Source organism: Paraburkholderia ferrariae NBRC 106233, assembly GCF_000685035.1.
GTDB lineage: Bacteria > Pseudomonadota > Gammaproteobacteria > Burkholderiales > Burkholderiaceae > Paraburkholderia > Paraburkholderia ferrariae.
Genome location: NZ_BAYB01000002.1, coordinates 19555 through 35113 on the forward strand (window position 1 = coordinate 19555; position 15559 = coordinate 35113).

At 65.7% G+C, this 15559-nt stretch carries 10 protein-coding genes and 1 tRNA gene; 7 read left to right on the forward strand and 4 right to left on the reverse strand.

The window, feature by feature from the left end; translation table 11 throughout:
- Positions 1-11 precede the first annotated feature (11 nt).
- The gene (gene folE2, locus BFE01S_RS00415) at positions 12-821 is read left to right on the forward strand and encodes a GTP cyclohydrolase FolE2 (protein WP_028223882.1); all 810 of its coding nucleotides are present in this window, start codon (positions 12-14) and stop codon (positions 819-821) included.
- An 87-nt stretch (positions 822-908) separates the two neighbouring features.
- Here the strand turns inward: folE2 and tsaD are convergent, their stop codons facing one another.
- The gene (gene tsaD, locus BFE01S_RS00420) at positions 909-1934 is read right to left on the reverse strand and encodes a tRNA (adenosine(37)-N6)-threonylcarbamoyltransferase complex transferase subunit TsaD (RefSeq protein WP_028223883.1); all 1026 of its coding nucleotides are present in this window, start codon (positions 1932-1934) and stop codon (positions 909-911) included.
- Positions 1935-2108: 174 nt separating this feature from the next.
- On the opposite strand from tsaD, the gene BFE01S_RS00425 reads away from it, so the two are divergent.
- From BFE01S_RS00425 to BFE01S_RS00455, 6 genes are all read left to right on the forward strand, one after another.
- The gene (locus BFE01S_RS00425) at positions 2109-3347 is read left to right on the forward strand and encodes a BaiN/RdsA family NAD(P)/FAD-dependent oxidoreductase (RefSeq protein ID WP_028223884.1); all 1239 of its coding nucleotides are present in this window, start codon (positions 2109-2111) and stop codon (positions 3345-3347) included.
- Positions 3348-3548: 201 nt separating this feature from the next.
- Positions 3549-3761 carry a 30S ribosomal protein S21 gene (rpsU, locus tag BFE01S_RS00430; protein WP_028223885.1) on the forward strand — a complete coding sequence of 71 codons (213 nt, stop codon included), beginning with the start codon at positions 3549-3551 and terminating at the stop codon, positions 3759-3761.
- A 287-nt stretch (positions 3762-4048) separates the two neighbouring features.
- Complete coding sequence (locus BFE01S_RS00435; protein WP_028223886.1) at positions 4049-4495, forward strand: GatB/YqeY domain-containing protein; 447 nt, start codon at positions 4049-4051, stop codon at positions 4493-4495.
- Positions 4496-4586: 91 nt separating this feature from the next.
- The gene (gene dnaG / locus BFE01S_RS00440; protein WP_028223887.1) at positions 4587-6464 is read left to right on the forward strand and encodes a DNA primase; all 1878 of its coding nucleotides are present in this window, start codon (positions 4587-4589) and stop codon (positions 6462-6464) included.
- A 114-nt stretch (positions 6465-6578) separates the two neighbouring features.
- Positions 6579-8981, forward strand: coding sequence for an RNA polymerase sigma factor RpoD (rpoD, locus tag BFE01S_RS00450; protein ID WP_084169406.1), 2403 nt, complete (start codon positions 6579-6581; stop codon positions 8979-8981).
- Positions 8982-9134: 153 nt separating this feature from the next.
- A tRNA-Ile gene (locus BFE01S_RS00455) sits at positions 9135-9222 on the forward strand.
- Positions 9223-9463: 241 nt separating this feature from the next.
- Here BFE01S_RS00455 and BFE01S_RS36860 read toward each other — a convergent pair.
- The 3 genes from BFE01S_RS36860 to BFE01S_RS00470 are packed head-to-tail and all read right to left on the reverse strand — an operon-like array spanning position 9464 to position 15323.
- Positions 9464-10963 carry an efflux transporter outer membrane subunit gene (locus BFE01S_RS36860; protein WP_052420751.1) on the reverse strand — a complete coding sequence of 500 codons (1500 nt, stop codon included), beginning with the start codon at positions 10961-10963 and terminating at the stop codon, positions 9464-9466.
- Complete coding sequence (locus BFE01S_RS36865; protein WP_042336933.1) at positions 10960-14061, reverse strand: efflux RND transporter permease subunit; 3102 nt, start codon at positions 14059-14061, stop codon at positions 10960-10962. Before BFE01S_RS36865 ends, BFE01S_RS36860 begins: the two co-directional genes overlap by 4 nt.
- An 8-nt stretch (positions 14062-14069) precedes the next feature.
- Positions 14070-15323, reverse strand: coding sequence for an efflux RND transporter periplasmic adaptor subunit (locus BFE01S_RS00470; protein ID WP_028223890.1), 1254 nt, complete (start codon positions 15321-15323; stop codon positions 14070-14072).
- Positions 15324-15559: the final 236 nt, after the last annotated feature.

Below are 15559 nucleotides of genomic sequence, written 5' to 3' on the forward strand. Positions count from 1 at the left end.
AGGACAAGAACATGAACCAGATGAACCCGGCCTTCGTGATGCCGGACGTGCAAAGCTCCGTCGATACCCGTCAGATCCCGATCCAGCGCGTGGGGGTGAAGGGCGTGCGCCATCCGCTGACCGTGAAGACCGGCAACGGCGACGTGCAGCCGAGCATCGGCACGTGGAACCTCGACGTTCATCTGCCCGCCGACCAGAAGGGCACGCACATGTCGCGCTTCGTGGCGCTGCTCGAAGAGAACAAGGCGCCGCTCGAACCCGCGACGTTCCGCACGATGCTGGCCACGATGGTGGCGAAGCTCGAATCGCAGGCAGGCCGCATAGAGGTGTCGTTCCCGTACTTCGTGAAGAAGGTGGCCCCGGTGTCGGGCGTGGAGAGCCTGCTCGATTACGAAGTGACGCTCACGGGCGATGTGCGCGATGGCGCGACGCGCGTGTTCCTCAAGGTGCTCGTGCCGGTGACGAGCCTGTGCCCGTGCTCGAAGAAGATCTCGCAGTACGGCGCGCACAACCAGCGCTCGCACGTCACGATCGATGCCGAGCTGGCGGGCGATCTGCCGGTCGAGGACCTCATCCGCATCGCCGAGGAAGAGGCGTCGTGCGAACTGTGGGGCCTGCTCAAGCGTCCGGACGAGAAGTTCGTGACCGAGCGTGCCTACGAGAACCCGAAGTTCGTCGAAGACCTCGTGCGCGACGTGGCCGTGCGCCTGAACGCCGATGCGCGCGTGGCCGCGTATGTGCTGGAAGCGGAGAACTTCGAGTCGATCCACAATCACAGCGCGTATGCCGTGATCGAGTACGACAAGCGCGTGCGCGGCTGATTGCGTGCGCGCTGTGCGAAGTAAAAAAACCGCCTCGAGGGGCGGTTTTTTGTTGCCGTCGCAACGGCGAAGCCGGGGGCGGTAGGGCTATCGCGCGAGCGAAGCCAGATCCCAGCGCGGCTTGACCGTGAACGCGTAGTCGCGCGTGGCCTGCTCGGGCCAGCGTTCGAGCCGCATCGCCCCGGCAAGCGCGATCATGGCGCCGTTGTCGGTGCACAGCGACAGGTCGGGGTAATGGACCTCGAAGCCGCGCTTCTGCGCCGCGGCCGACAGTGTCGCGCGCAACTGCTTGTTCGCGCCCACGCCGCCCGCCACCACGAGGCGCTTGAGCTTCGTGCGCTTGAGCGCGGCAAGCGACTTCGCCGCCAGCACTTCCACGGCGGCATCGACGAAGCCGCGCGCGATATCGGCTTTGCCCTGCTCGCAAATGTTGGGGCCGAGCTTCTTGACCTGGGTGAGCACCGCCGTTTTCAGGCCGCTGAAACTGAAGTCGAGATCGCCCGAATGCAGCATCGGGCGCGGCAGGTCGATGGCGCCGGGCGTGCCGAATTCCGCGAGCCGCGACACTTCCGGGCCGCCGGGGTAGCCGAGGCCGAGGAGCTTGGCGGTCTTGTCGAAGGCTTCGCCGGCGGCGTCGTCCAGCGTCTCGCCGAGCGTTTCGTACACGCCCACGTCGGTCACGCGCATCAACTGCGTGTGGCCGCCCGAAACGAGCAGGGCGACGAACGGGAACGGCGGCGGCGCATCCACGAGCAGCGGCGAGAGCAGGTGCCCTTCCAGATGGTGGATGCCGACCGTGGGCCGCCCCCACGCCATGGCCAGCGCGTTCGCGATGCTCGCGCCCACCAGCAGCGCACCCGCGAGGCCGGGGCCTTGCGTGTAGGCGATCGCGTCGATGTCGGCGCGCTGGGCGCCGCTCTTCTCCAGCACTTCTTCGAGCAGCGGCAGCGCGCGGCGGATATGGTCGCGCGAGGCGAGTTCCGGCACCACGCCGCCGTACTCGCGATGCATGGCGATCTGCGAGTGCAGCGCGTGGGCGAGGAGGCCGCGGTCCGTGTCGTACAGCGCAAGGCCGGTTTCGTCGCAGGAGCTTTCGATGCCGAGAACGAGCATGGGTCAGGCGGCCAATGGCGGACCGCCGGGCGAGGCCGGACGGCAAACCCTTGCCGAAAAAGAGTCAGCGGGAAGCCTCAAAGTATAGCAGCGGGCTCGAAACGAGGCGGGCGGTCGCCGGAGGGGGAGCGGGTCTGGCGGGTCCGTTGCCGCCCGGCAGGTAGAATGCGCGCCATGGAATCTTTCGACATCGCCGTGATCGGCGCAGGTGCGGCCGGGATGATGTGCGCGGCGGTGGCCGGCCAACTGGGGCGCCGCGTCGCGCTGATCGACCACGCGCCGCGCCTCGCGGAGAAAATCCGCATCTCGGGCGGCGGGCGCTGCAACTTCACGAATCTGCACGCCGGTCCGGCCAATTACCTCTCCAGCAATCCGCATTTTTGCCGCTCCGCGCTTGCGCGCTATACGCCGCGCGACTTTCTCGCGCTGCTGCGCCAGCACCGCGTGACGTGGCACGAAAAGCACAAGGGCCAGCTCTTCTGCGACCAGTCGAGCGAGGCGATCATCGACGTGTTGCGCGCCGAATGCGACGCCGGCGGCGTGGCCTGGCGCCGGCCGTTGCCGGTCGAGACGGTGAGCCATGCGGACGGCGAGGGCTTCACCCTGGGCACGCCACAGGGCACGATACGGGCCCGCGCGCTCGTCATCGCCACCGGCGGCCTCTCGATTCCGAAGATCGGCGCCACCGATTTCGCCTATCGCATCGCAAAGCAGTTCGGCCACAAGCTGATCGACACGCGTCCGGCGCTCGTGCCGCTCACGTTCGCTCACGACGACTGGGCGCCGTACGCGGCGCTTTCGGGGGTTTCGCTTGAGGTGCGCATCGCCACGGGCGAGCGCAAGACGGGCGGGACGTTCGACGAAGACCTGCTGTTCACGCACCGCGGCCTGTCCGGACCGGGCGTGCTGCAGATTTCGAGCTACTGGCAGCCGGGCCAGCCCGTGCGCGTGAACCTGCTGCCCGAGCGCGATGTGGCGGCGGAACTGATCGAGGCGAAGGGTGCGACCCGGCGCCAGATCGGCAACCTGCTGGCCGAATGGATGCCCGCGCGGCTCGCACACCTTTGGCTGGAGGCGCACCAGGTGCCGCTCGACGCGCGCCTCGCGGACTTGCCCGACAAGACGCTGCGCCGCATGGGCGAGGGTCTCGCGCAATGGACGCTCACCCCCACCGGCACCGAGGGCTACAAGAAGGCCGAGGTCACGCGCGGCGGCGTGGATACGCGCGAGCTTTCGTCGGCCACGATGATGAGCCAGCGCGTGCCGGGCCTGTACTTCATCGGCGAGGCCGTGGACGTGACCGGCTGGCTCGGCGGCTATAACTTCCAGTGGGCGTGGGCTTCGGGCGTGGCGGCCGGCGAGGCTGCGGCGGAATTGACGGCCGCGGGCGGCCACGTTCCGGGCGACGGTTAAGCCACCCAGGGGCGGCGCGAGGCGGCCCCCAGGCAGGGCTTGGGACAACCCCCAGGCAGGGGCTGAGGCAACCCCGGGACGGCCGTGGCATCGGCCCGGACAGCCGCCCGGGGCGGGGGTTTTCGGTCCAGCGTTCCCCGGGTTGCGCGTCTTTGGAACTGCTATACTTGATGTTCTTTACCTCAGATCCGTTATTGGAAAATGACGACCGTCCGCGTAAAAGAAAACGAACCCTTTGAAGTTGCCATGCGCCGCTTCAAGCGCACGATCGAGAAGAACGGTCTTTTGACCGAACTTCGTGCGCGCGAGTTTTACGAAAAGCCGACGTCTGAGCGCAAACGCAAGAAGGCGGCGGCGGTGAAGCGCCACTTCAAGCGCCTGCGCAGCCAGATGCTGCCGAAGAAGCTGTACTGAGTCCGGCGTTGCAGGGGCGGGTCCCAGGTGCCTTTCCTGAAACTTTGCCCCCAAAAGCCGCCGGCAGCGCCGCCGGCCCTGAATTCCGGGCACCGCGGTTGTTGCAGCCCCCTCTGGTGTGGTCGCAACCATCGAGAATCTGCGCCGACCCGCCTGGAAGCGTTTCCAGGCGGGTTTTTGCATTGATATGATGCTTGTGCGACAGGTGACGTGTGCGGCCCCCGCGTGCGCCCCATCGCCTGGACCTGGTCCAGGTACCCCGTAACCCAACGCATTTCAGGTGAGTGATGAGCCTCAAGGACCGAATCAACGACGACATGAAAGCCGCGATGCGCGCCCGCGAAACCGAGCGCCTCGCCACGATTCGTCTGCTGCTCGCCGCGATCAAGCAACGTGAGGTGGACGAGCGCGTGATGCTCGACGACGCCGCCGTCACCGCGGTCATCGACAAGATGATCAAGCAGCGCAAGGATTCGATCAGCCAGTTCGAGGCGGCGGGCCGCACGGACCTCGTCGAGAAGGAAGCCGCGGAACTGAAGGTGCTGGCCGACTACATGCCGGCGCAGCTTTCCGATGCCGAAATCGCCGCCGAAGTGCAGGCCGCGGTCGCGCAGACGGGCGCCGCCGGCCCGCAGGACATGGGCAAGGTGATGGGCGTGCTCAAGGGCAAGCTTGCCGGCCGTGCCGACATGACGGCGGTGTCGGCGCTGGTCAAGGCCGCACTTTCGAAGTAAATACAGGGTACGCGGTCCGTTCGCGGCCCCGCAGGGCCGGCAACGGACCGCGCGCCACTCGTCGCGCACGCAGCAGGATGCCCCCGTCCCGATGATTCCGCATTCGTTCCTGCAGGATCTCCTGAACCGCGTCGATATCGTCGACGTGGTGGGGCGCTACGTGCAGCTCAAGAAGGGCGGCGCGAACTTCATGGGCCTCTGTCCGTTTCACAACGAGAAGAGCCCTTCGTTTACCGTTAGTCCAACGAAGCAGTTCTATCACTGCTTCGGATGCGGCGCGCACGGCACCGCCATCGGCTTCCTCATGGAGCATGCCGGCCTCACGTTTCCCGAGGCCGTCAACGAACTCGCCCAGTCGGTTGGCCTGAGCGTGCCGCAGGAACCGTCGCCCATGCGCGGCGGTGCTGGAGGCGCCGGCGCAGGCGGCTACGCAGGCTGGCCTTCGAAGGCCGTCGCAACGGCGCTCCCGGACATCATGCAGGCGGCGTGCGACTACTACCGCAAGCAGTTGCGCAGCGCGCCCAATGCGATCCAGTACCTGAAAAAACGCGGCCTCACGGGCGAAATCGCGGCGCGCTTTGGCCTCGGCTACGCGCCCGATGGATGGCAAAACCTCGAATCCGCGTACCCCAATTACCGGGACGAAGCCCTCGTCGAAGCGGGGCTCGTGATCGTCAGCGAAAAGCAGGATGGCCAGGGGCAGGCGCGGCGCTACGACCGCTTCCGCGACCGGGTCATGTTCCCGATCCGCAACGTGAAGGGCCAGGTGATCGGCTTCGGCGGCCGGGTGCTCGATGGCGGCGAGCCCAAGTATTTGAATTCGCCGGAAACGCCGCTATTTAACAAGGGCAGCGAACTGTACGGGCTCTTCGAGGCGCGGCTCGCGATCCGCGAGCAGCACTACGTGCTCGTGGTCGAAGGGTATATGGATGTCGTGGCCCTCGCGCAGCTCGGGTTCCAGAACGCCGTGGCGACGCTCGGCACGGCCTGCACGCCGATTCACGTGCAGAAGCTGCTGCGCCAGACCGACACCGTGATCTTCAGCTTCGACGGCGATTCGGCCGGCCGCCGCGCCGCGCGCCGCGCGCTCGACGCGTGCCTGCCCCACGCCGCGGACAACCGGACGATCCGGTTCCTGTTCCTGCCGCAGGAGCACGACCCGGACAGCTACGTGCGCGAGTTCGGCACCGAAGCGTTCCAGGAGCAGGTGGAGCGGGCCATGCCGCTCTCGCAGTTCATGCTGAACGAGGTGTTGGCGGGCAAGGAGCTGGACCAGCCGGAGGGCCGCGCGCGGGCGCTGTTCGACGCCAAGCCGCTGCTCCAGGCGCTGCCGGCGAACGCGCTGCGCGCGCAGATCATGCACATGTTCGCGGACCGGCTGGACGTGCCGTTCGAGGAAGTGGCGGCGCTTTGCGAGGTCGATGCGCGAATTGCCCAGGCGGCGCGCTCGGCGCCCGCGCGCAAGGATCGGCACCTCGTGACGGGGATCGAGCGCAAGTCGCTGCGCAATCTCGTCATGCATCCGCGCATCGTGGCGCAACTGGACGAGGAAGCCGAACGGGCGCTGATCACCTTCACGCGCCATGGCGAACTGTTCGAGGAAGTGACCACGCACGCCCGCGGGCTGGGCGATGCGGCCGAGTTTCAGCTCCTTTCGGACCTCTTGCGCAATGGCGCGAACGCCCCGACCTTCGAGGAGATTTTTCGGGAAATTCTGGACTATGATGAAAACGTCCGGGATTTGCTGATGAAAAATCCCGAAGACAGCGCGGTGGCGGAGGAGCGGCGCGAACAGGAGCGCCTCGTGGGCGAGGAGCTCAAGGCAGCCATCCTGAAGATGCGCTACGACGCCTGCTGCGACCGGCTCGATGCACTTTCGCGGCAATCGCGGCACACGCCTGAAGAACTGGCGGAACTGATGAAACTGAATCAGACCCGGGCTGAAATGAAACGTCAGCTCGGTTTGTAAGGGAGGCCGCACGGAGGGATTCTGCCCCGCGTGCTATAATAAAAGGTTTTCAGCGGTTTGTTTTTGTTTTTTTCCGGGCTTCATACCCAGCTTCGAGCAAGGACGGAATGGCAAATGGCAAAGACTACAGGCGGGAAAAAGGCAACAGGCAAAAGCTCCACGGAGCCGACCAGCAAGGTCAACGAGGCCACTGCCACCCGTTCCGCCAGAAAGTCGTCCGCCACCTCTCCTGAACCCGCTGCCCGGAAAAAAACCATGGCTGCTTCGGCCGCACGAGCGGCGCCACCACGCGCGGCGAGAGCTGCCACCCCGGCCGCAACCCGGCCGGCGACGAAGCGGTCCGGTTCGAGTAGTGCAAGGCAAGTGCCTGCCATTGCGGACGATGTGGCAGAGCGCGAGGCTCCAGTATCCACGGTTCAAGAGGCTGACGTCCACCAGCCGCGAGTCGAGACTATAGCCGAAACGGCGAACTCCATGACGAAAAAGCTGAATGAAGTATCCGTCGAAGACGACGCAAGTCAGAGCGAAGACAGCACGCCCGCCGCGGGCAAGGGCGAAAAGGCCCGTGCGCGCGACCGGCGGGCGAAGGAAAAGGCGCTGCTGAAAGACGCGTTCGCGTCCTCGCAGCCCGGGACCGTCGAGGAGCTCGAGGAGCGTCGCTCGAAACTGCGAGCGCTCATCAAGCTGGGTAAGGAGCGCGGCTTTCTCACGTACGCCGAAATCAACGATCACCTGCCGGACAACTTCACCGAAACCGAGGCGATCGAAGGCATCATCAGCACCTTCAACGACATGGGCGTGGCCGTGTACGAGCAGGCGCCCGATGCCGAAACGCTGCTGCTCAACGACAACGCACCGAACGCTTCTTCGGACGACGAAGTAGAAGAGGAAGCCGAAGTCGCGCTGTCCACCGTCGATTCGGAATTCGGCCGCACCACCGATCCCGTGCGCATGTACATGCGCGAAATGGGCACGGTCGAGCTGCTCACGCGCGAAGGCGAAATCGAAATCGCCAAGCGCATCGAAGACGGTCTCAAGCACATGGTCATGGCGATCTCCGCGTGCCCGACCACGATCGCCGACATTCTCGCGATGGCCGAGCGCGTGGCGAACGACGAGATTCGCGTGGATGAGCTCGTCGATGGCCTGATCGATCCGAATGCCGAGGACACCGACGGCTTCTCCGCGCAGGAAGCGGAAGAGATCGAGAACGAGACCGAAGAGGCGGAAGAGGAAGAGGAAGAAGAGGAAGAAGAGGAGGACGAAGGCGCAGCGCAGGCGACCGCCAACGCTGCCCAGCTCGAAGCGCTCAAGCGCGCCTCGCTCGAGAAGTTCGCGCTCATCAGCGAATGGTTCGACAAGATGCGCCGTGCGTTCGAGAAGGAAGGCTACAAGTCGAAGTCCTACCTCAAGGCGCAGGAAACGATCCAGAACGAACTGATGTCGATTCGCTTCACCGCGCGCACCGTCGAGCGTCTGTGCGACACGCTGCGCGCCCAGGTGGACGAAGTGCGTCAGGTCGAGCGCCAGATCCTGCATACCGTCGTGGACAAGTGCGGCATGCCGCGCTCGGAGTTCATCGCGCGCTTCCCGGGCAACGAGACGGATCTGGAGTGGACCGACAAGATCGTCTCCGAAAACCACGTGTATAGCGGCATTCTCTCGCGCAATATTCCGGCGATCCGCGAACAGCAGCAGCGCCTGCTCGACCTGCAGGCGCGCGTGGTGCTGCCGCTGAAAGACCTGAAGGAAACCAATCGCCAGATGGCGGCCGGCGAACTGAAGGCGCGCCAGGCGAAGCGCGAGATGACCGAGGCCAACCTGCGTCTCGTGATCTCGATTGCGAAGAAGTACACGAACCGCGGCCTGCAGTTCCTCGACCTCATTCAGGAAGGCAACATCGGTCTGATGAAGGCGGTGGACAAGTTCGAATATCGCCGCGGCTACAAGTTCTCGACCTACGCGACGTGGTGGATCCGCCAGGCCATCACGCGCTCGATCGCGGACCAGGCGCGCACGATCCGCATTCCGGTTCACATGATCGAGACGATCAACAAGATGAACCGCATCTCGCGGCAGATCCTGCAGGAAACCGGTCTCGAGCCGGATCCGGCAACGCTGGCCGAGAAGATGGAAATGCCGGAGGACAAGATCCGCAAGATCATGAAGATCGCGAAGGAGCCGATCTCCATGGAAACGCCGATCGGGGACGACGACGATTCGCATCTGGGCGACTTCATCGAGGACACGAACACGGTCGCGCCCGCGGACGCCGCGCTGCATGCCTCGATGCGCGACGTCGTGAAGGACGTGCTCGATTCGCTCACGCCGCGCGAGGCGAAGGTGCTGCGCATGCGTTTCGGTATCGAAATGAGCACCGACCACACGCTCGAAGAAGTGGGCAAGCAGTTCGACGTGACGCGCGAGCGGATTCGCCAGATCGAAGCGAAGGCGCTGCGCAAGCTGCGTCACCCGAGCCGCTCGGACAAGCTCAAGTCGTTCCTCGAAGGGAACTGATTTTTGCGGATGTTTGCGTTAAGTGCACACGTTTCACGTGTGCACTTAACAGGCGGGCATGCTTTCGTGTAGTATGTCGGCCTGTCTTCAAGAAAGCCCGGCCTTTGGGTAGACCGGGCTTTTTTGTTGATGCTTTCCTTGTTGTTTTCTGTTGGGCCGGACGCCGTGTTGGTTGCAGGCAGCGGACTCATAATCCGCCGGAGAAATCCCGTCGTCGGTTCGAACCCGACCCGGCCCACCAAGTACCTAACCCTGATTTAATTCGGGGGAAGCAATCCATCGAGTACCTCCTTTCCATTTCATCGCGGCAACACCGACACGTTGACGGAAATATTCAGGATTCCGAATATTGTGTTCGATCCAGCGAATCAATAACCTGCGCTCCTCGGCACAGGCTGTGAATTCACTGTAGATCTGAACTAGCGAAGGTCCGCTGGTTCGTTTGATCGGGATAGTTGGCGTCAAGTGGAAAATCTGCCGAATCAGATTTGCGGCGCCCCATCCCATCCCCCACCCAAAGCCTTGTTCAAGGCGATGTAGTCGGTCGTGACGCGCACGCGACTCTGGATCAGTGCGTCCTGCGCCGCGAACTGCGCGCGGTCGGCGACGAGCAACTCGAGAAAGCCCGTCGATCCCGACCGGTAGAGCGATTTTGCCATCGACGCCGCCTGACCGTACGCATCGGCGGAACGCTGCAGGCTTTGAACGCTTTCGGTTTCCCGCGCGAGCGCCACGCTCGCGTTTTCCACGTCCTGCAGTGCAGTGAGTACGGCCGCTCGATACGCGACAAACGACTGATCGCGTTGCGCGTCCGCGATCTCGACCGCGGCTTTCAGCCGTCCGCCATCGAACAGCGGAATCGTCACGGAAGGCCCGATCGACCAGCCGATCGACGAATGGTGCGCCAGATCGCCGAACTGGGTGCCCGAGGTGCCGAGCGCGCCGGTCAAGGTTACGCGCGGGTAGCGGGCAGCCTGCGCCACGCCCACGTGCGCCGTGCTCTGCGCGTAGCGGCGTTCGGCGGCGCGCACGTCCGGCCGTGCGAGCAGCACGTCGGCGGGCACGCCCATCGCGACGGGCAGGGGCGGTGCGGGCACGTCATGGGCCTGCTGCATGCGCGCGACGAGCGCTCCCGGCGTCTGGCCCGTGAGTACGGAAAGGCTGTACACGGTCTGCGCGTAGGCAGCCTCCAGTGCGGGAATGGAGGCCAACGTGGCCTGCGCCTCGCCGGATGCGTTGGCAGCGTCGAGACCGGAATTCGCGCCCGCTTCGTAGCGCACGCGGGTGAGACGCGCGGTTTCCTGCTGCGAATCCGCTGTTGCGCGTGCGAGCGCGAGGCGTGCCTGATAGCCGCGCGCCTCTACGTAGCGCGTCGTCACGTCGCCGATCAGCGAAAGCTGGGTCGAGCGCAGATCCCACTGAGCCGCGTCGAGACCACCGCGGGCCGCTTCCAGCGCGCGGCGGTTGGCGCCGAACAGGTCGATCTCCCAACTGGCGTCGAAACCCGCCTGGAAGAGGTTGACGGGGCTACCGGGGCTACCCGATGGCAGCGCCCCCGGCATCGAAGGCGAGGGTCCGGCGATAGCATTCGGGCCTGCACCCGCACGCGTTAAGGATCCCGAACCGTTCAGCGACGGATAGAGCGCGCCGCCGGCTTCGCGTACCGTCGCGCGGGCCTCGCGGATGCGCGCGGTGGCCGTGGCTACGTCGAGGTTGCCGCGCGTGGCTTCATCCACGAGTTCATCGAGCAGCGGATCGTTCAGGCGCCGCCACCATTGGTGGAGATCGGGCTGGGCGTCGGTGGTGCGCAAGGACTGCGCGCTCCATTGCGCAGGCACGTCGGGGTGCGGTGCGCGATAGTCGGGACCCACGGCGCAGCCCGCGAGCAGTGCGCAGGCACCGAGAATGAGCAGCGCCGACTGGCGGTGCGGGAACGGAAAGCGTTTCGGACGGTTCATGATGGTGCGTGAGTTGGCGTTCATGGGCGTTTGCCTTTGAACATCGTGCGTACGCCGACGTAGAGCAGCGGTGCGAGGAAAATGCCGATCACGGTGGACGCAATCATGCCGCCCATCACACCGATGCCGATCGCGTTTTGCGCGCCCGAGCCGGCGCCTGTCGCCACAGCCAGCGGCGCCACGCCGAGGATGAACGCGAACGAGGTCATGAGAATCGGCCGCAGACGCAGGCGCGCGGCATCGAGCGTGGCTTCGATCAGGCCCGCGCCCTGCGCTTCGCGTTCCAGCGCGAATTCGACAATCAGGATGGCGTTTTTCGCGGCAAGACCGATGGTCGTGAGCAGGCCCACCTTGAAGTAGACGTCATTGGCCTGGCCGCACAGCATGGCCGCGAGCAGCGCGCCCGCCATGCCGGCCGGCACCGTGAGCAGCACGGAGAGCGGGATGGTCCAGCTTTCGTACAGCGCGGCAAGACAGAGGAACACGAAGAGGACGGAGATCGCGTAAAGCGCCGCGGCCTGATCGCCCGCGAGACGCTCCTCCCAGGACAGGCCCGTCCACTCGTGACGCACGCCGGGCGGCAACTGTGCCACCAGCCGGTCGATCTCGCTCATCGCCGTGCCCGAGCTGACGCCCGGTGCGGCTTCGCCCTGGATTTCGACGGCCGTGACGCCGTTGTAGCGCTCAAGACGCGTCGGCCCGAGGGTCCAGTGTCCTTGCGCGAACGAAGCGAACGGCACCATCTCGTTGCGCGCGTTGCGAACATGCCATGCATCGAGGTCGCCCGGCTGCATGCGGAAGTCGGCATCGGACTGCACGAAGACGCGTTTCACGCGGCCCCGGTCGATGAAATCGTTGACGTAGTCGCTGCCCCACGCCACCGAGAGCGTGGTGTCGACATCGGTGGGACTCAGGCCGAGCGCACTGGCTTTTGCCTGATCGATGTCCACGGCAAACTGCGGCGCCGGGTCCTGCCCCGTTGGTCGCGTGTAGGCGAGCGCGGGGCTGCGCGCCGCGGCACCCAGCAACTGGTCTCGCATTTGCATGAGTCGTTCGCGTCCTGCGCCACCGGTATCCTCCAGATAAAAATCGAAACCGTTCGAGTTGCCCATGCCATCGATGGCGGGTGGCAACAGTGCGTACACCTGAGCGTCTTTGATGGCGGCGAACGCTGCGTTCGCGCGGTCTGCAACGGCCTGCGCGGAAAGGTGCGCGCCGTGGCGTGCATCGAAGTCCTTCAGGCGCACGAACACCATGCCCGCGTTCTGGCCGGAGCCGCCGAAGCCGTAGCCCTCGATCGCCATCACGCCTTCCACCGCGTCTTTTTCGTTTTTCAGGTAGTAATCCGCGACCTGCTCGAGCACGTCGCGCGTGCGCCCCGCCATCGCACCCGGCGGTAGCTGCACGGTGCTCATCATGATCCCCTGGTCTTCCACCGGCAAAAACGAGGTCGGCAGGCGCATGAACATCCAGCCCATTGCAACGACGAGCGCGACGAACACAGCCAGAAAGCGCTTGCTACGCGCGAGCACGCCGGCCACGCCGCCGCGGTAGGCGAGCGAGCCGCGCTCGAAGCCTCGGTTGAACCAGCCGGCGAAGCCATGGGTCGCGCCATGGCCCTGGGGACGACGCAGCAGGGTGGCGCACAGCGCGGGCGTGAGGATCAGCGCGACGGCCACCGAAAGCAGCATGGCCGTGATGAGCGTGACCGAGAACTGGCGATAGATGGTGCCGGTTGCACCCGAGAAGAACGCCATCGGCACAAACACGGCGGACAGCACCGTGGCGATGCCGATCAGCGCGCCGGAGATCTCGCGCATCGACTTGAGGGTGGCTTCGAGCGGCGAGAGCTGTTCTTCGACCATCACGCGTTCGACGTTTTCCACCACCACGATGGCGTCGTCCACCAGCAGGCCGATCGCCAGCACCATCGCGAACATCGTGAGCGTGTTGATGGAGTAGCCGAACACCGCGAGCACGCCGAACGTGCCGAGCAGCACGACCGGGATCGCCAGCGTGGGGATCAGCGTGGCGCGCCAGTTCTGCAGGAACACCAGCATCACGATGAAGACGAGTGCAATGGCTTCGAACAGCGTCTTGACGACCTCGTGGATCGAGAGCTTGACGAACGGCGTGGTGTCGTAGGGATAGACCACCTCCACGCCGGCGGGCAGCGTGGGCTTGAGCGAATCGATCAGCGTCTTGACGCCTTGCGCGGTCTCCAGCGCGTTCGCGCCGGTTGCCAGATTGATGCCGAGCGACGAGGCGGGCTTGCCGTTGTACGTGGATGAGTAGGTGTAGTTCTCGGCGCCCAGTTCGACGCGCGCGACGTCCTTCAGGCGCACCACGGCGCCGTCGGGTGCGCTCTTGACGATGATGTCGGCGAACTGGTCCGCGGTGCGCAGCCGGCTCTTTGCGGTGACGGTGGCGTTGAGCTGCTGCCCCGGCCGTGCCGGCTGGGCGCCGAGCTGGCCGGCCGACACCTGGGCGTTCTGCGCGCGCAGTGTGGCTTCCACGTCGCCCGGCATGAGCGAGTATTGGGCGAGCCGGTGGGGATTGAGCCAGATGCGCATGGCGTAGCTCGACCCGAACAACTGCGTGTTGCCGACGCCCGGCACCCGGCGGATGCGGTCCTGGAGCGTGCTGCCCACGTAGTCGTCGAGGTCGATCGAGCGCAGCCGGGCGTCCTTCGAGACGAAGCCCACGACCATCAGGAAGCTCGCCGACGATTTGGTCACCGTGAGCCCGGTGCTCTGCACGACCGGCGGCAACTGCGCCGTGACGAGCTGCAGCTTGTTTTGCACCTGCATCTGCGCGACATCCGGGCTGGCGGCGCTGCTGAAAGTGAGGCGGATCTGGACTTCGCCCGAAGCGTCCGAAGTCGCGGACATGTACTGCAGATTGTCGAGCCCGGTCATGCCTTGCTCGATCACGCGCGTGACGGAGTTCTCGAGGGTCTGCGCGTCGGCGCCCGCCCAGGTCGCCGAAATGGAGATGGTGGTGGGTGCGATCTCGGGATATTGGGCGACCGGCAGGCGCTCCAGCGCGAGCAGGCCGCCCAGCATCACGACGATCGACAGCACCCACGCGAACACAGGACGTTTGATGAAAAATGCCGACATGACGGTCCTCAGGTACGGTTGGCCTGCGAGGGCGCAGTACCGGTCGCCGTGGCCGCTGCGGCCGCATTGGCGCGGTCGCTCGCGGGCGCCGCCCGGACCATGCCCGTCGCGGCGTCGATGACGACTTCGGTGCTCGCCACCGCATCGCCCGCATGGACCTGCTGGCCGCCTTCCACGACGATCGCATCGCCCTCGCGCAGGCCCTGCGTGACGAGCCAGTCGTTGCCGTGCTCACGCGCGCCTTGCAGAATCACCTGCTCGATCTTGCCGGCCCGCACGAACAGCGCGACCGGCTCGCCGCGCTCGTCACGGCTCACGGCGCGCTGCGGCAGCAGATAGCCGTCAGGCACGATGCCTTCCTCCACGATCGCGCGCACGTACATGCCGGGCAGCAGTACGCGGTGCGGATTGGGCACGGTGACGCGCAGCGTGTACGTGCCGGTGCTGGTCGCCACACTGGATTCACCAAATTCGAGTTCGCCCGTTTGCGGGTAGGCCGCACCGTTCTCCAGCCGGAGCCGGACCGGCACCCCGCCGTTCGCGCTGACGAGATGGCCCGCGTCGATAGCCGCGCGCAGATCGAGCAGGTTGGCGCTCGACTGCGACAGATCGACGTTTACGCGGTCGATCTGGTGGATCGTGGTGAGCGGCGCGGGCTGGCCTGCGCTGACTAGCGCCCCCGGCGTGAGTGCGCTGCGGTCGATACGGCCGGAGATGGGCGCGCGGATGGTGGTGCGGTCGAGGTCGATACGCGCCGCTTCGAGGGCCGCTCTCGCGGTGGCCACATTGGCGCGGGCAAGGGCCAGGGCGTCGACGGAGTCTTCGTACTCTTGCTTGCTGATCGCATTCAGACGAATGAGGTCGCTGTTGCGTGCGGCTCTCGCTTGCGCGGCGGGAATGGTTGCCTCGGCGCGCTGCAGGCTCGCCTCGGCGCTGTCGCGAGCGGCCTGGTAGCTCGCCGGGTCGATGGTGTAGAGCGCCTGGCCTGCCTTGACCTCGGCGCCTTCCACGAACAGGCGCTGCTGGATGACGCCGCTGACCTGCGGCCGCACTTCCGCTTCGAGTAGCGCGACGACGCGCCCCGGCAGTTCGGCTGTGACCGGCACCACCTGAGGATGCAGTTTCACCACGCTCACCAGGGGCCTGGGCATGGCCTGCGCGGCGGCGTTGCCGCCGTCGCCATGACACGACGCGAGGGCAAGCGTCAAGGCGAGCCCCGCGGCGCCCGTGACGGCGACCGTTTTGATCTGTTGTACGTTCATAAAGTCGTTTGAACCATGTCGGCGGTATGCCGGAGCACGGATGGTCGCGCACCGCTGTCCGGCGGCGATGGAGGTTCTGTCGAGATTGCGTGGAGGGGCGGGTGGGCGGGGCGCGGGGCGGCTGGAGCCGGCCAGAGGCAGAAAGTGTTGGGCTATTATGGAGATTCGATGGAGCGGGTTGCCCCGCCGCCCGCATCCAGGCACGATGACGGGTCCGTACGCAACCAGCAGGCGAC

Bases quoted from the DNA above. Each gene is read 5' to 3' on its own strand.
- folE2 (WP_028223882.1), top strand. From the start codon at position 12: ATGAACCAGATGAACCCGGCCTTCGTGATGCCGGACGTGCAAAGCTCC.
- BFE01S_RS00425 (WP_028223884.1), top strand. From the start codon at position 2,109: ATGGAATCTTTCGACATCGCCGTGATCGGCGCAGGTGCGGCCGGGATG.
- rpoD (WP_084169406.1), top strand. From the start codon at position 6,579: ATGGCAAAGACTACAGGCGGGAAAAAGGCAACAGGCAAAAGCTCCACG.
- rpsU (WP_028223885.1), top strand. From the start codon at position 3,549: ATGACGACCGTCCGCGTAAAAGAAAACGAACCCTTTGAAGTTGCCATG.
- BFE01S_RS00435 (WP_028223886.1), top strand. From the start codon at position 4,049: ATGAGCCTCAAGGACCGAATCAACGACGACATGAAAGCCGCGATGCGC.
- tsaD (WP_028223883.1), bottom strand. From the start codon at position 1,934: ATGCTCGTTCTCGGCATCGAAAGCTCCTGCGACGAAACCGGCCTTGCG.
- BFE01S_RS36865 (WP_042336933.1), bottom strand. From the start codon at position 14,061: ATGTCGGCATTTTTCATCAAACGTCCTGTGTTCGCGTGGGTGCTGTCG.
- dnaG (WP_028223887.1), top strand. From the start codon at position 4,587: ATGATTCCGCATTCGTTCCTGCAGGATCTCCTGAACCGCGTCGATATC.
- BFE01S_RS36860 (WP_052420751.1), bottom strand. From the start codon at position 10,963: ATGAACGCCAACTCACGCACCATCATGAACCGTCCGAAACGCTTTCCG.
- BFE01S_RS00470 (WP_028223890.1), bottom strand. From the start codon at position 15,323: ATGAACGTACAACAGATCAAAACGGTCGCCGTCACGGGCGCCGCGGGG.